Genomic DNA, 20,371 nt, shown 5'->3' with positions numbered 1-20,371 from the left:
CGCCTCCGAAGAGGCTCAGAAACAATACTCGCGACCTTACCTCCTGTCAACCCCCACCCGCGAGTGTCATTCACCTCCTCTCTCAGGACGTGGCGGATGATCGGTCGAGGAGGATCGTTTCCTGCACTTTCAGCCCCTGGGCGAGCGCATCGCGCGCATGCTGGCGGGCCGCCTCCAGGTCATGGTTGCGGTAGTTGCCACATTCGAGTTCGCTCACACCTGGAATGGGCCGGTCATGCGCGGCCGTGTCCTTCAGGGCGGCCTCGAAGGCGCCGAGCACCGCCTGCTCGTCCGGGGCACCGATCACAGCCATGTACATGCCCGTCCGGCACCCCATGGGGGACACGTCCACCACGTCCTGAAGGTGGTCGCGCAGATAGCCGGCCAGCAGGTGCTCCAGGGTATGGATGGCGGCCGGCTCGATGGCTCCCTGATTGGGTTGCAGGAGTCGCAGATCGTACTTGCTGATGTGATCGCCGTGCGGCGTGGTCTTCACGCCCGCCAGCCGGACGTAGGGCGCATGAACCTTGGTGTGATCCAGATCGAAGGACTCAACGTTTGCCATACCGTCATTGTGCCCCGCACAGCCAGCGCACACGGTGATCCGACTGACCACCGAAACACGGCAGGCCGCACCTGCCTCTGCTCGAACCACAACGTCGACTTCATATACTGCGCGGCGTGTCTCTTCTGACTGGCCCGTTCCGCCGCCCCCCAATCTGGGTGCCTCTGCTGATCTTCGTCCTGCTGCTGATCGCAGACCAGCTGCTTAAGGCCTGGGCGCTGAGCCACCTGACGCCCGGCCAGCCCCCGGTCGTGGCGGTGCCCGGCGTCCTAGAGTGGGTGCTGGTCTTCAATACCGGAGCGGCGTGGAGCATGTTCAGCGGGAGTGCCGCGCCACTGGCCCTGGGGCGCCTGCTGGTAGGGCTGGGGATTCTGGGGTACGTGCTGTGGCGCCCGCAGACGCGCTTCCTGACGGTCGTGCTGAGCATGATCGCGGCTGGCGCGGTCGGGAATGCCATCGACGGTCTGCGGCTGGGCCGCGTGACCGACATGATCCACGCACCGCCCCTGAGCGCCGTGACGAAGGTGATTGGCCAGGGGAGCTTTCCGATCTTCAACCTCGCGGACAGTTGCGTGGTGGTGGGCACGATTCTGCTGGTGATCGGCACCTTCATCGCCGACAGGCCAAAACGCACCCTGTAAGTGCCCGAACCAACGCAAGCGCCCCCGCCGCGATGATCGGACGGGGGCGTAAACGGACGACTCAGTTCAAACGGTCAGGCTCTTGCGGCACTTGCTGCACACGCGCAGACGCAGGCTCACACCCGCGCGGGTGACCAGCAGGGGCTGCAGGTTGGGCTTCTGGACTCGCTTGGTGACACCGGTGACCTTGCGGCCCACGCCGCCCGCCGCACGGGCCTTGCCCCGGCGGATGACCGAGTTCACGACAATCGGCCCTTTACCGCATACTTCGCACACTTTCGCCATGGTGATTACTCCTTCTTCAGTCTGGATCCTGGGGTTCTGGCCGGCGGGAGCGGTGCGTCCGTTTCGGACGGCCGCCTGCCGGACGGGATCAGACAAGCCTTCCGACTGTAGCACACCACCGGGGAGGGCGGAAGATGCTGGCACCAAACAGAACCGGACGTCCAGAGGACGCCCGGCCAGACAGGAGTGGGGTTAACGAAGGACGCGCAGGGCCTTGAGGATAGCGATCAGGATCACACTGCCGACCACGCCCCAGATGATGCTCCAGAAGGAGAAGCCGTTGCCGGCCGCCTGGCCGCCGATGTTGAGCAGGTTACCGAAGAGGAACTGCGCCAGAACCGCGCCGACGATCCCGATCAGGATGTTGGCCACCGCACCCTGCTGGGCATCGGTCTTCATGATGAGGCTAGCGAGCCACCCGCAGAGGGCACCGACCAGAATAAGGATGATCCAACTCATGTTTGTTCCTCCTGTAAGAGCTTGGGGTCAACGAACGAACTCGTTGTGCAGGCAGCATGAAACCCTGCCAGAAGGCCAAATGAACATTGTCACACATTCTCAAGATGGGAAGAAGATGGGATGGATGTCCCGCAAACCCACATGAAGTTCTTCCCCTGAAAACACGTTCCGCCGTCTCATTCCTGATCGCCAGATGAAGCCCGCAGACGCGCAGCGGCTGGCTGTTCCCCTCAGGCGTTCCCGCCCATCCTGAACCGAAGGGCGGTGCCGGATCAGTTGTCTTGAATACGGGGTCTCCACGCGCCGGCCGGGTCGCGTACCATGACCGGCAGCCGCCCCACGGGGCCATGAAGGAGTCCGCATGCCCGGCATCAACACCACGGTTCGCCAGTCCGTCCCTGTCGCAGGGAGCCTTCCGGCCCTCCTCCAGCCCGGGCCGTGCCCGGCACCCAGCGGCACGCCTTGGATGAACGGCAAGCTTGCCCGGAGCGGGGACGAGGATGCCGTTCTGGCCAGGAGTAAGGCGCTGTGACCAGCTTCACCGTGCGTGCCCCGGCCAGCAGCGCCAACCTCGGCCCCGGCTTCGATTCGCTGGGCCTGAGCGTGCCGCTGTACACCACCCTGCGCGTGACGCCCCAGGCCATGACGGAGGTCGTGCCGCTGGGCGCGGAGCTGGACGGCACGCCGCATGACGAGAGCAATTACGTCTACCGCGCCATGCTGCTGGCCGCCCGACGGGCCGGACGAGATTTACCACCCGCCCGCGTGGAGATCGAGACGGAAGTGCCCCTGGCACGGGGGCTGGGGAGCAGCGCCGCCGCCCTGGTCGCCGGGATCGTGGCCGGCAATGAGCTGCTGGGAGGCCCGCTCGACGACGCGGCGGTGCTCGACGTGGCCGCGCGCGAGGAGGGCCACCCGGACAACGTGGCTCCGGCCCTGTTCGGCGGGATCGTGGTCGCCACACTCGACAAGCTCGGCACGCATTACATCCGGCTCGACCCGCCCGCCAACCTGGGCGTGACCGTGCTGGTGCCGGACTTCGAGCTGAGCACCAGCAAGGCGCGCGCCGTGCTGCCCCGAGAGTACAGCCGCGCGGACGCCGTGCACGCCCTGTCCCACTCGGCGCTGCTGGCCGCCGCGCTCAGCGTGGGCCGCTTGGATCTGCTGCGGCACGCCATGCAGGACTACATCCATCAGGTGTGGCGCGCGCCGCTGGTGCCGGGCCTGAGCGACATCCTGGACGACGCGTGGCGGTACGGCGCGCTGGGCGCGGCTCTGAGCGGCGCGGGGCCGACCGTGCTGTGCTTCCACGACACGCGGGAGCCGACCGAGCGGCTCCACGCGTACCTGCACGGCGTCATGACGAAGAACGGCCTGACCGGCCGCGTGATGGATCTGCCTATCGACCCGGCCGGGACGATCATCGAACGAGGCTGAGTGGCACGGCCCTCACCGGACGCTGGTTACCTGCTCCGGCGCGGGGTCGTCTGAAGGGACGACCACGGGCACCGTCGGGGCGGAAGGCATGGCGGGTGTGGTGACGTTCTGCGCGCGGTAGGCCCGGCTGGAGTAGTAGTAGGCCTCCAGCAGGGATTTGAGCATGGCGACCAGCGGCACGGCGATCACGGCGCCCATCAGGCCGAAGGTTTCCACGCCGAACACGATGGCGAGCAGGACCGCCAGGGACGACAGGTTGGTGCTGTGGCTCACCACGCGGGGCGCGATCACGTGGCCTTCGAGCTGGTTGGCGGCCAGGAACAGCGCCGCGACCAGGGCGACCTTCAGGCCGCCCAGCGGAATGGCGAGCAGCAGCGCCGGAATGACCGAGAGGATCACGCCCAGGTACGGCACGATGTTCAGCAGGGCCGCCAGAAACCCGATGGCCAGCCCCGACGGCACGCCCAGGATCGTGAGCCCCCCGGCGATGAGCACGCCCAGGATCAGCGCGACCGTGATCTGCCCGCGAAAGTACCCGCCGACCGCCCGGCCCACGTGCTGCCCCACGTCACGCGCGAGCGGCTGGAACCGCAGCGGGAGCAGGCGCACCAGGAACGGCCCGATGCTGGGGTAGATGGCCATCATGTAGATCGCGATGACCAGCGTGATGAAGCCCTGCCCGAGCAGCCCGAAGGCCCCCTTGACGCCGCTGAACACCGCGCCGTCCGGGGCGAGGATCGTGCCGAGCGATTTGCTGAGCCGGCCCGGCAGATCCTGCTGGTTGACCTTCACCCAGGCGTCGAACTGCTGCTGGGCGCTCGCCAGCAGCGCGGATCGGGCCGACAGGCGGCGCAGCGTCTCGTTCAGGTTGTTGAGCAGCTTGGGGGCGTCCGTGATCAGCGCCTGCACCTCACGGACGAGGGTCGAGACCAGCGGCGAGATCATGGCCAGGATGCCGAAGAAGACCAGCACCAGCAGCAGGATGCCCAGCGGGCGGGGCGTGCCGCGACGCTCCAGGCGCGACAGCAGCGGGTTGGCGAGGTTGGCGAGCAGATAGGCGACCAGAGTATTGATCACCACCGTGTGGACGTGGCCCACCACCCGCCACAGCGTCCAGGCGAGCAGCAGGTACACCGCCAGCTGGAACAGCGGCCAGCGCCACAGCCGGGCCCAGGTGCTGGGCGGCGCGACTGGCGGCTCCGGAAGAGAGGGAGCGCGGGTGGCCAGATGCGGGTCAGCGGTCATGCCGCCAGTATGCCCAGTCAGGGTGCTCTGCGACGACCGTCACCAGCGGTCAAGGCCCGCTAAGCGTGTGAAGCTGCCCGACCTGATCCGTCACGCTGACCGTGTAGTGCGGGCCGCTGAGATGGATGACGCTGCTCCTGACCGAGTTCGGGGTCGGCAGGGCACTGCCGCCCAGCGCCGGATCGCTGCACGGCCGACCCTCCAGGCCCGGGAGGAAGCTGCCAGTCTCGGCCTGCATGACCTCGAGCACCTGCGCGCAGGTTCGGACGTAGACATCGGCCGCCTGGGTCAGCGCGCGGTTCCTGACCTGCAGATCCGCCGCCGCTCCCCCGGTCGCCACGGTGCCCAGATCGGAGTTCACCTGGGCGGCGACGCGGCGCGGGCCAGCACAGCCCAGGAGCAGCAGGGCCAGTCCGGCGCACAGCAGGAAGCGCATGTCTCAGTGTAGAACCGCGCCGGTTCATGGCAACGTGATCTCCAGCGTCTACGCTGGTCGCATGCGTTTTCTGGTCGTGGAAGATGAACTGGAGATCCGGCGTCCGCTGGTGGCCAACCTGCGGGAAGCCGGATATGCCGTGGACGAGGCCGCGAGTGCCGACGAGGCGCGCGCCCTGGCCGACAGCTTCCCCTTCGACGCCCTGATGGTCGACGTGGGCCTGCCCGAGGGCGCGCAGGCCGGCTTCGAGCTGGTGCGCGACCTGCGCGCCGCCGGACTGGCCACCCCGGTGCTGTTCCTGACCGCCCGTGACGGCGTGGATGACCGGATTACCGGGCTGGACGCCGGCGGCGACGATTACCTGGTCAAACCCTTCCACCTGGGCGAGGTACAGGCGCGGCTGCGGGCCCTGGTGCGCCGGGGCCGCGCCGAGGTGCAGAGCGAACGGACGTGGCGGGATCTGCGCCTGGACTGGACGGCGCGCACCGTGTCCCGCGAGGGCGTGAGGGTGGCCCTGACCGCCAAGGAGTTCTCGCTGCTGGAGGTGCTGGCCTCGCACCCGGGCCGGGTCTACACGCGTGAGGAGCTGATCGACCGGGTCTGGGACGGCCGGTTCGATGCGGAATCGAACGTGGTGGACACCTACGTGCGCAACCTGCGGCGCAAGCTGGGCGACGACGTCGTGCAGACCATGCGGGGCATCGGGTACGCCTTCCCGGACGGCGAATAGCGCCCGGAGCGTGGTGCTGACGCCCGGCCGGAGAACCATAATCCGCGTATGACGCTGCGAACCCGCCTGACGCTGCTGACCTTCGCGGCGGTGCTGCTGGCCATGCTGACCTTCGCGGGCGTGGCCGGCACGGTGCTGTGGCGGGCGGAACTCTCCTCCATCTCCCGGCAGGTGGACGCGCAGGCCGAGGCGCTGCTGGCCATTGCGGACACCACCCCCGGCCGCCTGAACGCCACCGCCCGCGACATCCTCGAAGAGAACGGCGTGACCGCCACCGCCCGCGTCTACCGCTCAGGAGTGCAGGTGTGGTCCGGCGGCTCGCTCGGTCCACCGCGCCTGGACCCGGCCTTCCTGAGCGGCAGCGGCGTGCATGTGGTTCGCCGGACCGGCGAGTACCTGGTGGCGTCGCAGCGCGAGGGGCCGCTGATCGTGGAGGTCGGCCGCAGCCTGGAGCCGCTGGAGAAACTGTTGCGCCGGTACGTGCTGATTGCCGCACTGACCTTGCTGGGCCTGAGTACGGTGGTGGGGGCGCTGGTGGCCGCGCAGGTTCGCCGCGCCCTGCGGCCCCTGGAAACGCTGGCAGGGCGGGTGCAGCGCCTGGATCTGCCCAGCCCGCTGCCCGCCCTGCACGAACCGGGCGAGGTCGGTGCGCTCGCCCGCGCCCTGGACGGCAGCCTGAAGGCCCTACGGGCCGAACGGGAGCACGAGACGCTGTTCCTGGCGAGCGCCTCGCACGAACTGCGCACGCCGGTCACGGCCATGCTGGCCGACGTGCAGCACACCCTCTCGCGGCCCCGCCCGGCCGAGGAACTGCGCAGCGCGCTGGAACGCACGGAACGCACCGCCAGCCGCCTGCGTCAGCTGACCGGGAACCTGATGACCCTGACCCGTGCGCAGCGCCTGCCCGCGCCGCCGGGCGCCCCGCTGCCCGCCGTGGATCTGCTCCACCTGGCGGGCGAGGCCGTGGATCTGCTGCAACCCCTGGCGACCCGGCGTGACCTGGATCTGTGGCTGGACGGCGCGCCCGCCCACGTCCGGGGCGACGTGGCGCTGCTCGGCAGCGTGCTGGAGAACCTGGTGGGCAACGCCATCAAGTTCACGCCGCCGGGCGGCCAGGTGCGCGTGACCGTGGAGCCCGGCGCCGACCGGGCGCGGCTGGTCGTAGAGGACAGCGGGCCGGGCCTGCCGTCCGGTTCACTGACCGAGGCCTTCGTGCGCGGCCATTCGGACGTGGAGGGCTTCGGGTTGGGCCTGGCGGTGGTGCGGCAGGTCGTGGATGCCCACGGCGGTGAGCTGGCGTTCGGGCAGGGCGAGGACGGTGGGGCGCGCGTCACCGTGACCCTGCCGCTGGCCGTGGACGGGCCGGAGACGGCATCGCCGGTCGACACCCTGGTGCCCATGTAGGTATTGGTTTCACCCGTGGCACCAGCCCCTCTCGAGACGAGTCCTGACCCCCTGACGGCTGGACTGGACGCTGGCCCGTGCCTGAGCCCAGCGTGAGGACGTTTCATTTGCACGTGACCTGCCGACACCAATCCTGGAGGCGCGGGAAGTCCCAGACCCCACACCCGCCCAGGAGCCCCCATGAACCGAACCACCCTGACCACACTGCTCTCCCTGACCGTCCTGACGGCGGGCGTCTCCAGCGCCGCCACGCAGACCATCAACGTCCAGATGTCCGAAATGAAGTTCACACCCATGGGCCTGCACTTGAAAGTGGGCCAGAAAGTGGTGATGAACATCTCGAACACCGGCATGGCTCCCCACGAGCTGCAGCTGTACAGCACACCGAAGGTCGCGCCCAAGGGCGAGGCCGCCTGGGACGCCTATATGGAGAAGCACACGCTGTGGCTGGCCAGCAAGGACGTCAAGCTGACCATCGGCGGCAAGGCCGTGAAGGCGGGGTTCTTCGAGGTGCCCCTCAAGCCCGGTGAAAAGGCCGTGCTGACGTTCACGCCGACCAAAGCGGGCCTCTTCGAGATGGCGTGCCACTATCCCGGCCACTACGAGGCGGGCATGAAGGCTCCCGTCACCGTCAAGTAAGAACGCCACTGGTGCACGGCGCTGCTGCCATCTTCACGCTTTCCTGACTTTCCCGGAACGCCTTAACTGCGTCCCCTACGCTGGGCCGATGACCACGCCCAGCCTGACCCGCCCGCCCGCGCCCGCACACCTGCTGCGCTGGCTGGCGGGCATCCTGATTCCGCTGGTGATCGTGGGCGTGCTGGCCGAGGACGTCGCCGAGCAGGAACGCTTCGGCTTCGAGACCCCCATGATGCTGTGGGTTCACGCCCACGCCCCCGCCTGGTTGACCCAGCTGAGCGTGCTGCTGCACACCTTCGGCGGGCCGTTCGGGATGGGCGCGGCGACCCTGCTGATCCTTGCCGCCCTGCACTTCACACACCGAGAGCGGGAGGCGCTGTTCGCGCTGCTGGGCCTGGGCAGCGCCGTGGGAATCGCGCTGGGCATGAAACTGATCTTCAACCGGCCCCGTCCGGAGCTGTGGCCCCGCCTGGTGCACGAGAGCGGCGCGTCGTTTCCGAGTGGACACAGTGCCACGGCGGCCGCGCTCGCCACCGTGCTGGTGGTTCTGCTGTGGCGCACGCCGTGGCGCTGGCCCGCGCTGATCCTGGGCGTGGCCTATACGCTGCTCAGTGGAGTGGCACGGCTGGTGCTGGGCGTGCACTTTCCGACCGACGTCCTGGCAGGCTGGCTGACGGGCCTGGCCTGCGCGCTGGGTGCGGCGCGCCTGACCGGCGTGAGCGTGCCCGCCCCAATCCTGTCCCGCGTGAGCGGGCGCAGCTGATACGCTGCTCCTATCGCCCGGCCGCCCCGGACGGCGCCACCCGATGAAGCGACTTCCGCTGCCCCGCCGACGCCACCTGTTTCCCGCCGCCGTGCTGTTGGGGGGTCTGGGGCTGACCGTGTGGATCAACCTGCCGGTCACGATCCGCCTGTTCGACGGCAGCGCGGATCGCGTGCAGGCCCTTCCGGCCCTGGGCGACTTCCACGCCGGACAGCGGGTGCTGATCCTGTCTCCCCACCCGGACGACGAGACCCTGTGCTGCGCCGGCATGATCCAGCGGGCCGAGGCGGCAGGCGCGACCGTCTGGATTACCTGGGTGACCGCCGGGGACGGCTTCGAGTTCGACGCGGCACTCACGCAGGGCGTGCTGCGGCCGCAGGCCCAGAACATGCGGGCGCTGGGAGCCACCCGCGCGCTGGAAGCGCGCAAGGCCGCCCAGGTGCTGGGTGTTCCGGCAGACCACACGTTCATCCTGGGCTACCCGGATCGGGGGCTGGCCCGGCTGACCACGTCCAACTACGCGCAGCCCTACACCGCGCCGCGCACCGCCGCGTCGGCCGTGTATGTGCCGGGCGCCCTGACGCCCGGCGCGCCCTACACCGGCGAGGCGCTGGAAGCCGACCTGAAGCGTGTGCTCGACCGCGTAAAGCCCGATCTGGTCTTCGCGCCCGCTCCGCAGGACTTCCACACGGATCACCGCACTGTGGCGAACCTCGCCATGCGCCTGATGGCCCAGCGGCAGCAGGAGAATCGCCTGCGCTACTGGGTGGTGCATGGCGGCCTGGAATGGCCGGTGCCCAAGGGCCTGCACGGCGAACTGCCCCTGACCATTCCACCCCGTGCGAAGACGCTGCCGTGGGAACGCGCGGACCTCACACCCGCCGAGGTGGATCGCAAGTTGCAGGCGGTGAACACCTACCGGACGCAGACGCGGATCATGGGGCGCTTCATGCGGGCGTTCGTGCGCCGCAACGAACTGCTCAGTCAGGGCACGCCCGATCCGGATCCCATCCCGGACAGCGACGCCCCATGACCACGTGGGTGGTCGCCCGCCCCAGCCACGGCATCCACAGCGGCGAGTCGCGCGAGGCGAGAACCCCGAACCCGGCCCGGCCATACAGGGTGATGGCGGCGCCGTTCTCGGTGGTGGTGGACAGCTGCACACCGGGGACGCCCAGGCCCCCGAGGGCGCTGAGGTGGGCGTCCAGCAGCCGCCGGCCTACGCCCAGACCCCGCGCGGCGGGCAGCAGGTTCAGGTGCAGATGCGCGGGATAGGCCATCCAGTCGGCATGGGGCGACGAGTACCGCGCAGCCCGCACCAGGTAGCGCAGGCTTCGCAGGGTGTCGGGCGTGGGCCGGTGGGTGGTCAGGAAGCGCGCGACCACCGCCGTCAGGGCGCGCTGGTACGCCCCGTGATCCGGCGCGCCCACGATGTAGCCGAGTACTACGCCGTCCAGATCGGCGACGAACCCGGCAGCGCCCGCACCCTCGACTCCTGCACCCCCCAGGTACGGCTCCATCCACAGCGCGCCGAACAGCGCGGCATCCGGGAAGTACACGGCCGCGCTCGCCCCGAAGAAACCCGTGTGGTACGCAATCTGCGCCAGGGCCGCGCGGTCGTCCGGGCGCACCGGGCGCAGGTGAGGAGCGGCGGTCACGCGGGCAGTGTACCCGGCAGGCAGCGGGTCGGTCGGCGGTCTGACCGCTGAACTTGCGGTGACGGACACCTGCCGACGGTTGATCCAGTGCACGCTGGTGTCCTAAGCCTCATGGACGGTGCGCCGGTTGGGCAGACCGGTCTGGGCGTCGGTGTCCGTTCCGACCTCCTCCACCGGCTGCCACCAACGCGCTGCGGGTCGCCCGCCCTACTGCCCGTGGTGGCCCAGAGCGGTCTCGCCGGACAGTCAACTGCCAGCTTGCGCTGGCGCGGCGGGAAAGTTCACCGTCACGCGGAGCCCCCCGTCGGCGCGGGGGCTGAGGGTGAGGGTTCCGTCGTGTGCCTGCGTGATGCTCTTGACGATGGCCAGGCCGAGACCGACCCCGGCGTGATCCGTGCGGATCCGTTCGGTGCCCCGCCGAAACGGCTCGGTGAGCGTGGAGACCAGCTGTGGCGTGAGCGTCTCGCCGGTATTCTCGACGGTGAGCAGCGCTCCCCCGGATTGGACGCCGGTGCGGATCCGAACGTCACCCTGTGCCGGCAGATTGTGAACGATCGCGTTGTGCACGAGGTTCATCGTCAATTGCAGCAGCAGCGCGTGTGACCCCACAGCCCAGGTCATGTCGCCGAGGGTCTCGATGGTGACGCCGCATCGTTCCGCAAGAGGGAGGAGCGTTTCCGTGGCCTCTTCCGCCAGGAGGGACAGATCGACGGGCTCCCGCGTGAACGAGCGCTGGTCGGCGCGGCTGAGCAGGAGCAGGGCTTCCGTGAGGTCAATCGCCCTGGTGTTGACGGCGTGGAGCCGGTCGACCAGGGCGTCGGTGTCGCGGTGCGGATCGTGGCGGGCCACATCGAGCAGCGTCCGCGTGATGGCCAGCGGGGTGCGCAGTTCATGGGACGCGTTCGCTGCGAATCGTCGCTGTTCGGCGACGTGCGCTTCGAGCCGCGAGAGCATGGCATCGAACGCGTCGGCGAGTTCGCGGAATTCATCTCTGCGGCCCGGGAGCCGGATCCGGTGGGCGAGCGATCCTTGCGTGGCGCGGCGTGTGGCGTCGGTGATCCGGGTGAGCGGCGTGAGCATGGCGCCAGCCAGAAGCCACCCCCCCGCCAGGCCGAGCACCAGCAGGACGACCAGCGTGGCAGCGGCCCTGGGAACGAAGGCCCGTACCAGGTCGGAGCGGTTGGGGATGAACTGCCCGCGAGGCGGCGCCGGCAGGGACGAACCCCGGGCTGTTGCGACCCGCTCCGTGCCGCCCGGCGATGGGATCCGCAGATCGATCTCCGCCGGCACGTAGCGCAGCAGGAACACCCACACGACCGCGAGCAGCAGGGCACCGGCCAGCATCAGGAAGCCGGCATAACTGAGGGTGAGCCTGAGGCGCACGCTCAGGCCAGACGCTCTAACCACGATCCTTTTCCTCTGAACCGGGATTGGCGCCTGGATCGATGCGGTAGCCGACGCCGGGCACCGTGGCGATCAACCAGGGTTCACCGAGTCGTTTGCGGAGGGCCGAGACGGTGATGCGCACGGCATTGGTGAAGGAGTCGGCGTGGTCGTCCCAGGCCCGTTTCAGGAGCTCCTCAGCACTGATGACCCCGCCCTCGGCAGCGACGAGCACTTCGAGCACGGCGAACTGCTTGCGGGTCAGCGCGACATACCGGCCGTCGCGGTACACCTCGCGGCGGAAGGGATCCAGACGCAGACCAGCCAGAGCCCACACGGGCGGCCTGTGGTACGCCCGCCGGCGATCGAGTGCCCTGAGCCTGAGGACGAGTTCCCCGAGTTCGAACGGCTTGGTGAGATAGTCGTCGGCACCGAGTTCGAATCCGGAGGTCTTGTCGTCAAGCCGGTTCGCGGCGGTGAGCATCAGGATCGGCAGGCCGCTTCCGGACGCGACGATGCTTTCCGCGATCTCGTCCCCGCTGGGGCCAGGAATGTCGCGGTCGAGGACGGCGATGTCATAGGCGTTGATGCTCAGCAGTTCCAGTGCGGTGTCACCGTGACCGGCGATGTCGGCGGCAATCGCCTCCAGGCGCAGGCCATCGCGGATCGCCTGGGCCAGGTAGGGTTCGTCCTCGACGATCAACACACGCATACTCTGGATGCTCCCAACCGGAGCATATCGCCGGCATATCGAAAATCACGTACGCGCTGGCAACACCCCGCCGCCTTGACTGGAGGCATGTCCCTCGACCCGGCCCAGACCGCAGTCCGGCCTACCCGATCTGTACCCGTCGGCCTCCTGCTGGCCCTCAGCGTGGCGGCTCTCGGTGTCCATCATGACCCGTCCATGGCGGTTGCGTCGCCGCCACCAGCACCCAGGGCCGCGCCACCCCTCGCGCCCCGGCTGTCCGGTGGGCCGCACGGCGGCCGCCCCGACGTCGCCGGCACGACCGACGGGGTCGTTCCTGACGGCGTGACCGTCTTCGAAGGCGGGTACCCGGCAGTGGCCAGGCTCGATCCAGGCCTCCTGGGGGCCCTCCGCCGGGCCGCAACGGCCGCTGCGGACGAAGGGATCACGGTCGTCGTGAACAGCGGCTGGCGTTCCCGGACGTACCAGAACCGGATACTCCGCAAGGCGGTCTCGAAGTACGGCTCGGAAGCGAAAGCGGCCCGCTGGGTCGCCACGGCCGATACCTCTCCCCACGTGTCCGGGAACGCGGTCGACATCGGGCCGACCCAGGCCACGGCGTGGTTGTCCAGGCACGGCGCCAGGTACGGGCTGTGCCAGATCTACCGCAACGAGCCCTGGCATTACGAACTGCGCCGCGAAGACATCGGGCACGGCTGCCCGCCCCTGTACGCCGATCCCACACACGATCCGAGAATGCAGTGACCCGCCGCCTGTGAACCACTTGGTACCCCGGCTCGGATCTGGTGCCATCTCTGGGAAAAGCGGGTCTCCCACTCCGGGAATCCCGGAGCATGATTGCTTTTGGCACAATGGGAGGTGAATCACACCCTCCTCTAAACCCGGCAACCCGTTCGCTCCAGCGATATCAGAGCGCCATAGACCAGAGGAATGCCATGCGAAACCTGCTCCTGCCTGCCCTTGCCACTGCCCTCGCCAGCTGCGCTCCGCTGATGCAACAGTCTCTTCCGTCCGGTGCGACCAGCCGCACCTTCACGACGACCTGCACGACCGCCCTGAACGCCGTGGTCACGCAGGCCCATCAGCAGAAGCCCTCCAGCACTGGATCCGAATGGGGAGCGTGGGCAGTCCAGGGCCGCACCACCACCAGCGTGACGCTGCAGGCCAGGAACGGATCAGCAGTGGCCATGGGGACGATCACCTGCACGCAGGCGGGCAAGCAGGCGACCCTGACCATGCGCAGTTCCGGCCCGAACATCACGCCTGACCAATGATGGCTTCCTGCAAAACCTCGACCTGCCGAAGTGAACGCTGGCCGGACGTAGTGGGACGATGACCGCGCTTGAGCCAGATGCGCAGGCGCGGAATGGATGCTGAAGCGGCGTATCAAGCGGAAGTCCACACAGGGCGGGCAGCCGAAGGAAAACAAAAAGCGATTTTGGCTAACTACCCCTGCAAGGTGTGGCCCGGCCACAGTGTGGTTGGCCAGGAACCCGGTCATGGGCGTGTACCCCGTCGGGGGCCACCCGTGGGGGCGATGAGGCGCAGCGATCCGGAAACCATCCCCTCCATACCGTGAGCCCATGAAATCTGAAGCGGTTGTCATTGATGCCACGGATGCCGAAGTCGAACAGGTCAGCAGCCGGTACCTTGACCTCCGTTTTGTGCTGGGGAGCCCGGCCATTGCCCGACTGGTGGACGCCAGTTCAACCCGTCAGGCCATCCGCGTGGAGACCTCGGCGGGCAGCTTCCTGGGCGTCGTGGTTCAGACCAGCACGGGCCTCGTCACCCGGATTCGCCTGCTGCTGGTTCAGTGAACAATCCAGGGGCGTCGGGTCATCATCCGAGCTGGGTAGCCGCACGGCGAGGATCGTTCCACCTGTGTTTCAGGTGCCCATCGGCCTGAGACGCCACCCTTCGGCCCCTGTTCCTCTCTGTGAACTTCGATGTGGCAGGTTGGACATGCAGCACTTCATCTCCTTGTTAAGTTGAGGGATGGAGAAAGAGCTGGCGGAGATGGAGGCGATCATGCACTTCGAGAAGACGTGGCGTGACTCCCTCGATCCGGCCCGGCAACGGGTGCTCGTGGCACTGGAACACCAGGGCTGGCTCGCCAGTGCGCACGTCGGTCATGAACGCCCCAGACGGGCCGTGATCGTTTCCGAGCGAGACGGCTTCAAGCTGGAGAGGAGCGACCCAGTCCCCTTTCCGGGGGATATGGGCGAGGCGTTCGATCAAGCGGCCCGTCGGGCGCGGAACGCCATCTGAACAGTCACGTTCGGCAGCGGCGTGGCCCAGCCACAGGGAGCACCAGCGCAGAGCCGCAACCGGCTACACAAAGCCCATCACCGCCGGTCGGACGGATTGGCGCGCCTTCTGAATCGCCATCTTTCAGTTAATGCGCCTTGAACCCGCGACCGGCGTGATGCTCGGCATCCCGAGTTGGAACCTCGGTCTGAATCACACTGAAGTGCCAATCTCCGGCCGAATGATCGGCCTGCTCATCCAAATCAACATTGTGGCGGCCCGTCTGCACGACATCGGGCGCAGCGGGAAGTGGCCGTTTCTGTACCTCCCTTTTATCGGGTTGCTGACTGCGCTGGCCATGTGCGATATGGCCGATGGGCAGCAGGACAATCAATAGGGGCTGCAGCCCCGACAGTGCCTGCACTGTATAGCCCCTCTAGAGCCCGTTTTGGAATTTCACGCCGCTCCAGGCGAGCAAATACCATGAAGAATGGCTTCTCAGACGTATGATTCTGACCTCACCGATGACGAATGGTCGATCCTGAGCGACGTGTGGCCACCACGATCGGCCCGAGGCGCACCGCCGCAGTGGTCAACACGTGACATCGTCAATGCCGTGCTGTACGTGCTGCGTGGTGGGATCGCTTGGAGGGCGCTGCCGCATGACTTTCCACCCTGGCAGACCGTGTACTACCACTTCCGTCAACTGAAGATGGCCGGCGTGTGGGAACACATCACCACATCCGTGCGTCGGATCTATCGTGTGCGGATCGGGCGTTCGCCCGATCCGCACGCAGCCATCATCGATAGTCAGTCTGCAAAGACCACCGAAAGTGGTGGCCCACGCGGCTTTGACGGCAACAAAAAGGTCAATGGCCGCAAGCGGCACATCCTGGTCGATACTCTTGGCCTGCTGCAGGGGGTGGTCGTACATCCGGCGAACCTCCACGATCGGGTCGGAGGTCGCCTCTTGGTACAGGCCGTCAAGGGGGAACTGCCCACCCTGGAGAAGATGTGGGCTGACCAGGGGTACGCGGGGCAGTTCAAGCACTGGGCGAGTCAGGAACTCAACCTCGAATTCGAGGTCGTTTACCCATGGTGGCGCCAGCTAAAACGGTACATGCCGGACTGGTTGGAGGCCCAGGGGTTCGACGAGAAAGCGTTCCATGTGTTGCCCAGGCGCTGGGTGGTCGAGCGTTCCTTCGCATGGATGGGCCGAAATCGTCGATTGTCACGCGATTTCGAGACGCTGCCCGAAACGGAAGAAACGTGGTGCTACGTGGCCATGACCCGCCTCCTGCTCCGCCGACTGGCCACAATATGAAAAGACTGTCTGAGACAGTCTTTTCATTTCCCAAACGGGCTCTAGGTTCTGTCCGCAAACCCTCAGAGCCACTCCATGATGCAGGCGAGTGTGACCATCGCCTCGTAGTAACACGCTCGCTTCTCAAATCGGGTGGCGATTCTCCGAGAGCGCTTCAGGCGACCCACCAGCCGTTCAATGACATTGCGACGTCGGTACAGGCCTCGGTCATACGACCGGGGCTGCCGGTGATCCCGCTTCGGAGGGACAACCAGACGAATTCCTCGTTTTCGACAGAGCCGGTGTGCTTTGTCGCCGCCGTACGCCCGATCCGCCAGGACGTACGTGGGCCGGAGTCGGGGTCGGCCCCGACTCCGGCGCTTGATCTGCCCGGCGTCCAGCAGCGCCTCAAACATCAGCATCTCATTGCGGTGTCCAGCGGTCAGCAGGAAGGCCAACGGCCTTCCATGGCCATCACATTTCAGGTGGATCTTCGTACCGAAGCCGCCTTGTGAGCGGCCGAGCGCTTCGTCGCCGTCCCCTTTTTTGCGCCTGCTGCACTTTGATGGGCGCGCACGATGGTGCTGTCGATCATGTGGACGTCCCAGTCGACGTGGCCGGCATGATCTGCTCGTTCCTGTACACGGGCGAGAAGCTGTGTCCAGAGGCCTTGCTGCTGCCAGCGATAGAACCGAGAGCTCACCGTTTTCCAGTTGCCATAGCGTTCGGGGAGGTCGCGCCACGCACTTCCGGAACGTTTGATCCACAGGATGCCGTTCAGAACCGTGCGGTGATCGAGGGAGGGCCGTCCAGTACGCTGGCGTTGCGGTGGGAGCAGTGGAGCCAACTGGCTCCACTGCTCGTCCGTCAGTTCATAGCGTCGTGCCACACGTCATTCTTGCCTGTAGATGACACTTTGCGGACAGAACCTAGTACACCGACTACACGCCTCGAGTTGGCCGTCATGGCAACAGCCGTACGCCCTGACTGTGAAGGACGTGCTTGACGGTAGTTTGCGCCTCAATCAGCGCACTTGCTCGTCGGAAACACCTTAGTCACCCAGGCCCTAAAGAACAACGATCCTGCCGGCAGCCCCCTGGCATTTGGCAGCGCTGCCAAATGACGAAAGACCGCAACTCGCGGCCTTTGTCAAATAAACAAACCCCCTCTGGGAGGGAGTCCGTGCTGGTTGAGGCGACAAGATCTGAACTTGCGACTGCGACCCTTACTACCCCAATCTGGTCCGGACGGCCCAGATGCACCCAACTAGAAGAGGTTGGGGCAAAATAACCCTGTCCCAGACGCACCTCATCTCAATGCCGAACGAGTCAGGCCAAACTGAGCCAAGTCGAGTTGCAGCACCCGTTGCGTGCTCAGTCCACGAGAACGCTCGCGAACGTTGCAAGGGTGAACGGGCGAGTCAGGAGCCTCACTTTCACCATGGGCACCCTCCCCAATAGGTGCATCGGAATTCACACAGCACTCCTGGATCTAAAGCACTTCAGCTACGGTCAGCCCACGCCGAGGCCTGGTGCAGGGGGCAGTATAGGAAGGCATCCAACTACAGGGGACGATGATATCGGCAAGGTTCCTCGTGCTCGATTAAGGGGCACAGCACCGCAAATTTACCGGGCATGACCACTGAGACCCGGCAGTCGTTTCCGTTGTGGTTCCTCTTGCTCCTGCTGGGAATTGCCATCCTGGTGTTCGTAATTACCCGTCTTTGAACGCGTAGAAAGCAACTGCCTCACCCTCATGATTCGCAGAGGGTGAGGCAGTTGCTGTGGCAGCAGGTATGGGAATGATGGATGGCAGGCGCTGCGGGTTACTCTATGGTCGTGGTGACGCTGGACTTTGTGCCACCATCATAGGTAACAGTGACATCAAGGGCGTTACTGGTTCCTACCTTAGTACATTCGATATTTGTGACGGGTATTGCGATGTTCACAGTGACGCTTTGACTGCCGCCAGTGATCAACGTTGCCGGTTTAGTGTAGCTACACGTAGGAAAACTATTGGAAGAGATAAACACAGCGGCGGCAGCAGTGGCAACTTGCCGACTGACTGTTGCTGCTGCGGAATCGGTAGCTTTGGCCCGCGCATTCACCGCGATAGGTACCAGAACGCCGGCGAGGAGGCCAATGATCGCGATCACGATTAGCAATTCGATCAAAGTGAAGCCTGTCGTTGAGTTACGGATCACGGCGATCTCCTAATCCTCGATTAGTCACGGTGCAGGCCGCTAAGGTAGCAGCACACACCGTGACTGCGTGGGCTTATTTGGCCGACGTCACAAGCAGAGGCGACTTGGTGCCACCGTCATATGTCAGGGTGACAGAGAACTGTGACGCTGTGCTCGTACAGGCAATATCATTGATAGGAGCAGGAGCATTCACAGAAGCGGTCTGAGTACCCGATGTCACGGTAACCGTAGGCAAGGTGGTTTTGTCCGAGCACTTAGCATCAGAACCGGTCGAAGTAGAGTTGTTGGTTTCAACCGCAGCCATTGCAGTCAGAACCTGACGAGCCACCGCCTGTGCGGCCGCATCGTTCGCTTTAGAGCGTGCACCCAGGAGGTTCGGGATCAGCACAGCAGCCAGGATGCCAATAATTGCCACGACAATGAGGAGCTCGATGAGTGTAAATCCTTGAGTGCTGTTCTTCATGGCGCTCTCCTAATTTTGAAAGCCAACTCTCTCTGAGACATATGAAGCTACGAAGCTGGACGGCCGAAGACCACGAAAGCATTGAACAGTCAGTTACCAAAGAGTGGTGGCATTAGTTTTTGCCTACTTCAACGGTAAATCCGAATGCCACTTGTCTTTAGAAAGTGGGCATTCGGATTGATGACAGTTCTAACCAGAATGCGTTTACTTGGCGGAGGTCACCAGGAGGGGGGACTTGCCGCTGCTGCCGCCGGAGTACGTCAGGGTGACGGAGAACTGTGACGCCGTGCTCGTGCAGGCGATGTCGCTGATGGGAGCAGGAGCGTTCACGGTAGCGGTCTGGGTGCCAGAGGTCACGGTAACCGTAGGCAGGGTGGCTTTGGCCGAGCAGGTCGCATCCGCACCGGTGGAGGTGGAGTTGTTGGTTTCGACGGCTGCCATGGCGGTCAGTACCTGGCGGGCCACGGCGCTTGCTGCGGCGTCGTTGGCTTTAGCGCGGGCGCCCAGCAGGTTGGGGATGAGGACCGCGGCCAGGATGCCGATGATCGCAACGACGATGAGGAGCTCGATGAGGGTGAAGCCCTGGGTGCTGTTCTTCATGGTGTTCTCCTGGTGGCCGTGCCGGAGGGTATAAGTACCGGCCAGCCCGCTCATGGCGTTCGCAGGCTTGGGTGTCTCCCTTCCTGCTTGAGATCACGATACGAATGTGGCTCTTACAATCACCTCACAACATGAAGGTGAATTCACGAAGACTCATGTTCAGCTTGGGGGTGTACATACCCCCGCAAGGAAGGCCGCCCACCCCTGCCATTCAGCGGCGTAAGCCTTGTTCGGCGTGCTGGGCAGGCCAGCGTACGCGCGGTACTCGGCGGCATAGTCTCGAAACGAATGGATGCCTGCGGCGTGCACGCCGCGGCTTGCTTCCACGTATGACGAAATTCGTGACCTTTTTGGTGCGAGGAATGCGGCTCAGTCTGTCCACTCCGCGTACACGCGGTCTGGACTCTGCGGCAGGCCCACATGTTCACGGTACCGGGCCCGGTACGTGCGGGCATCCGTCCAGCCCTGGGTCTGCACGAGTGCCCGCGCAGCCGAATACGTCAGCCACGTTGGATCGGCATCCGCCACGCCCAGGAAGGCCGACCACCCCGGCCACCCCGGCAGGCGCTCCGGGGTGCGCGTAAGGCCGGGTTCGGTGTCAGCTATGCGCATATACGCCTGTCGCGTGGTCAGGCCCAGTTCGTGTGCCCGCCCCTGAGAAGCTGCCAGATCGAGGGACTTGCGGCGTGTCTGCTTCAGCTCACTCTTCCCGAGGAACACACTCCAGCCGGGCCAGTCTGAAAAGCTCCTTTCTGGATTGCTCGGCAGTTCAGGGTGCTCCCGGTAGCGTTGCCGGTACTCGTGCTGATCCTAGATGGCCAGGGGTTTGACGGCCTTCATGGCGTCCGCAAGCGGGAAGAACCTGGCTTCATGTGGCGCGAGGAAGGCGGGCCAGTCCACCCATGCTGGTGCATAGGCTTCAGGCGGATTGCTGGGCAGGCCAGGAACCTCTCGGTAGCGCTGTCGGTATCGGGCAATCGTGGAGACACCGCGGCGCTGCAAGGCCTCACGCGCCTCTTTACAGGGCGGGCAGGTCAAGCCTGCACTCCGACGCCCCTGGACGTGTACGCCATGTGTTCGAGGAGCAGCGGGAGCGTGCGGCACTGACCTTGAGCGACCTGCTGCGCGGCCGGGACGCGGGTCTGGGAAAGTGACCGTGGAAAACCCAGTTGCTGCACGGGTTGCTGCGAACGTGAAAACG

25 protein-coding genes and 2 pseudogenes are annotated in these 20,371 nt (G+C 65.9%); 13 read left to right on the top strand and 14 right to left on the bottom strand.

The annotated features are described in order from the left end of the window. Positions 1-82: 82 nt before the first annotated feature. On the bottom strand, positions 83-565 hold the full coding sequence (locus E7T09_RS19040) for an S-ribosylhomocysteine lyase (RefSeq protein ID WP_136390760.1): 483 nt from the start codon (positions 563-565) through the stop codon (positions 83-85). Between the two features lie 77 nt (positions 566-642). Between E7T09_RS19040 and lspA the strand changes: the two genes are divergently transcribed. Then, a complete protein-coding gene (lspA, locus tag E7T09_RS19035) occupies positions 643-1,206 on the top strand; it encodes a signal peptidase II (protein WP_136390759.1) in 564 nt (187 codons plus the stop codon). Positions 1,207-1,272: 66 nt separating this feature from the next. On the opposite strand, the gene rpmB is transcribed toward lspA, so the two are convergent. Together rpmB and E7T09_RS19025 are read right to left on the bottom strand one after the other, a co-directional pair. Further along, positions 1,273-1,491, bottom strand: a complete 219-nt coding sequence (gene rpmB / locus E7T09_RS19030; RefSeq protein ID WP_136390758.1) for a 50S ribosomal protein L28 — start codon at positions 1,489-1,491, stop codon at positions 1,273-1,275. A gap of 192 nt (positions 1,492-1,683) precedes the next feature. Then, positions 1,684-1,950 carry a GlsB/YeaQ/YmgE family stress response membrane protein gene (locus E7T09_RS19025; RefSeq protein ID WP_136390757.1) on the bottom strand — a complete coding sequence of 89 codons (267 nt, stop codon included), beginning with the start codon at positions 1,948-1,950 and terminating at the stop codon, positions 1,684-1,686. Positions 1,951-2,478: 528 nt separating this feature from the next. Between E7T09_RS19025 and thrB the strand changes: the two genes are divergently transcribed. Continuing rightward, entirely contained in the window at positions 2,479-3,387 is a 909-nt protein-coding gene (gene thrB, locus E7T09_RS19020; RefSeq protein ID WP_136390756.1) for a homoserine kinase, read from the top strand. 12 nt (positions 3,388-3,399) lie between these two features. On the opposite strand, the gene E7T09_RS19015 is transcribed toward thrB, so the two are convergent. Then, a complete protein-coding gene (locus tag E7T09_RS19015) occupies positions 3,400-4,632 on the bottom strand; it encodes an AI-2E family transporter (RefSeq protein ID WP_136390755.1) in 1,233 nt (410 codons plus the stop codon). A 49-nt stretch (positions 4,633-4,681) separates the two neighbouring features. Continuing rightward, positions 4,682-5,068 carry a hypothetical protein gene (locus tag E7T09_RS19010; protein ID WP_136390754.1) on the bottom strand — a complete coding sequence of 129 codons (387 nt, stop codon included), beginning with the start codon at positions 5,066-5,068 and terminating at the stop codon, positions 4,682-4,684. A 61-nt stretch (positions 5,069-5,129) separates the two neighbouring features. On the opposite strand from E7T09_RS19010, the gene E7T09_RS19005 reads away from it, so the two are divergent. The 5 genes from E7T09_RS19005 to E7T09_RS18985 all read left to right on the top strand — a co-directional run bounded on the left by E7T09_RS19005 (position 5,130) and on the right by E7T09_RS18985 (position 9,637). Further along, complete coding sequence (locus E7T09_RS19005) at positions 5,130-5,798, top strand: response regulator transcription factor (RefSeq protein ID WP_136390753.1); 669 nt, start codon at positions 5,130-5,132, stop codon at positions 5,796-5,798. Between the two features lie 48 nt (positions 5,799-5,846). After that, positions 5,847-7,202, top strand: a complete 1,356-nt coding sequence (locus E7T09_RS19000) for a HAMP domain-containing sensor histidine kinase (protein ID WP_136390752.1) — start codon at positions 5,847-5,849, stop codon at positions 7,200-7,202. A gap of 180 nt (positions 7,203-7,382) precedes the next feature. After that, positions 7,383-7,841, top strand: coding sequence for a cupredoxin domain-containing protein (locus E7T09_RS18995; RefSeq protein WP_136390751.1), 459 nt, complete (start codon positions 7,383-7,385; stop codon positions 7,839-7,841). 88 nt (positions 7,842-7,929) lie between these two features. Further along, a complete protein-coding gene (locus tag E7T09_RS18990) occupies positions 7,930-8,604 on the top strand; it encodes a phosphatase PAP2 family protein (protein ID WP_136390750.1) in 675 nt (224 codons plus the stop codon). A 43-nt stretch (positions 8,605-8,647) separates the two neighbouring features. Then, entirely contained in the window at positions 8,648-9,637 is a 990-nt protein-coding gene (locus tag E7T09_RS18985; RefSeq protein WP_136390749.1) for a PIG-L deacetylase family protein, read from the top strand. Here E7T09_RS18985 and E7T09_RS18980 read toward each other — a convergent pair. The 3 genes from E7T09_RS18980 to E7T09_RS18970 form a co-directional block, all read right to left on the bottom strand. Then, positions 9,585-10,262, bottom strand: coding sequence for a GNAT family N-acetyltransferase (locus E7T09_RS18980; RefSeq protein WP_136390748.1), 678 nt, complete (start codon positions 10,260-10,262; stop codon positions 9,585-9,587). The two genes, E7T09_RS18985 and E7T09_RS18980, sit on opposite strands and share 53 nt — an antisense overlap. Positions 10,263-10,508: 246 nt before the next feature. Then, positions 10,509-11,669: a HAMP domain-containing sensor histidine kinase gene (locus tag E7T09_RS18975; RefSeq protein ID WP_136390747.1), complete on the bottom strand. Its 1,161-nt coding sequence runs from the start codon at positions 11,667-11,669 to the stop codon at positions 10,509-10,511. Then, positions 11,662-12,357, bottom strand: a complete 696-nt coding sequence (locus tag E7T09_RS18970) for a response regulator transcription factor (RefSeq protein ID WP_136390746.1) — start codon at positions 12,355-12,357, stop codon at positions 11,662-11,664. Before E7T09_RS18970 ends, E7T09_RS18975 begins: the two co-directional genes overlap by 8 nt. A gap of 195 nt (positions 12,358-12,552) precedes the next feature. Here E7T09_RS18970 and E7T09_RS18965 point away from each other — a divergent pair, with 195 nt between their 5' ends. The 6 genes from E7T09_RS18965 (at position 12,553) to E7T09_RS18940 (ending at position 15,925) form a co-directional block, all read left to right on the top strand. After that, complete coding sequence (locus tag E7T09_RS18965; RefSeq protein WP_205747051.1) at positions 12,553-13,098, top strand: M15 family metallopeptidase; 546 nt, start codon at positions 12,553-12,555, stop codon at positions 13,096-13,098. A gap of 248 nt (positions 13,099-13,346) precedes the next feature. Beyond that, the gene (locus E7T09_RS18960) at positions 13,347-13,628 is read left to right on the top strand and encodes a hypothetical protein (RefSeq protein ID WP_136390744.1); all 282 of its coding nucleotides are present in this window, start codon (positions 13,347-13,349) and stop codon (positions 13,626-13,628) included. A 309-nt stretch (positions 13,629-13,937) separates the two neighbouring features. Continuing rightward, positions 13,938-14,171 carry a hypothetical protein gene (locus E7T09_RS18955; protein ID WP_136390743.1) on the top strand — a complete coding sequence of 78 codons (234 nt, stop codon included), beginning with the start codon at positions 13,938-13,940 and terminating at the stop codon, positions 14,169-14,171. A gap of 178 nt (positions 14,172-14,349) precedes the next feature. Beyond that, positions 14,350-14,622, top strand: a complete 273-nt coding sequence (locus tag E7T09_RS18950) for a hypothetical protein (RefSeq protein WP_136390742.1) — start codon at positions 14,350-14,352, stop codon at positions 14,620-14,622. A 130-nt stretch (positions 14,623-14,752) separates the two neighbouring features. Next, positions 14,753-14,998 (top strand): DUF805 domain-containing protein, encoded by a 246-nt coding sequence (locus E7T09_RS18945; protein ID WP_136390741.1) that lies wholly within the window; start codon positions 14,753-14,755, stop codon positions 14,996-14,998. A gap of 93 nt (positions 14,999-15,091) precedes the next feature. Further along, on the top strand, positions 15,092-15,925 hold the full coding sequence (locus E7T09_RS18940) for an IS5 family transposase (RefSeq protein WP_136390740.1): 834 nt from the start codon (positions 15,092-15,094) through the stop codon (positions 15,923-15,925). A 62-nt stretch (positions 15,926-15,987) separates the two neighbouring features. Here E7T09_RS18940 and E7T09_RS18935 read toward each other — a convergent pair. The 6 genes and pseudogenes from E7T09_RS18935 to E7T09_RS22600 form a co-directional block, all read right to left on the bottom strand. Then, positions 15,988-16,793, bottom strand: a pseudogene (locus E7T09_RS18935) (IS5 family transposase). Positions 16,794-17,729: 936 nt separating this feature from the next. Continuing rightward, on the bottom strand, positions 17,730-18,107 hold the full coding sequence (locus E7T09_RS18930) for a type II secretion system protein (RefSeq protein ID WP_240741902.1): 378 nt from the start codon (positions 18,105-18,107) through the stop codon (positions 17,730-17,732). A gap of 73 nt (positions 18,108-18,180) precedes the next feature. Further along, positions 18,181-18,570: a type IV pilin protein gene (locus E7T09_RS22545; RefSeq protein ID WP_136390739.1), complete on the bottom strand. Its 390-nt coding sequence runs from the start codon at positions 18,568-18,570 to the stop codon at positions 18,181-18,183. Between the two features lie 204 nt (positions 18,571-18,774). Next, positions 18,775-19,170 carry a type IV pilin protein gene (locus tag E7T09_RS18920; protein ID WP_168734945.1) on the bottom strand — a complete coding sequence of 132 codons (396 nt, stop codon included), beginning with the start codon at positions 19,168-19,170 and terminating at the stop codon, positions 18,775-18,777. 369 nt (positions 19,171-19,539) lie between these two features. Next, positions 19,540-19,782 (bottom strand): hypothetical protein, encoded by a 243-nt coding sequence (locus E7T09_RS22340; RefSeq protein WP_240741901.1) that lies wholly within the window; start codon positions 19,780-19,782, stop codon positions 19,540-19,542. Positions 19,783-19,887: 105 nt separating this feature from the next. Continuing rightward, positions 19,888-19,959, bottom strand: a pseudogene (locus tag E7T09_RS22600) (hypothetical protein); the annotation flags it as partial. Between the last annotated feature and the right edge of the window lie 412 nt (positions 19,960-20,371).

The organism is Deinococcus sp. KSM4-11, assembly GCF_004801415.1.
GTDB lineage: Bacteria > Deinococcota > Deinococci > Deinococcales > Deinococcaceae > Deinococcus.
The sequence above is the reverse complement of the archived record's forward strand: the minus strand, read 5'-3'. Positions and strand labels throughout refer to the sequence as shown.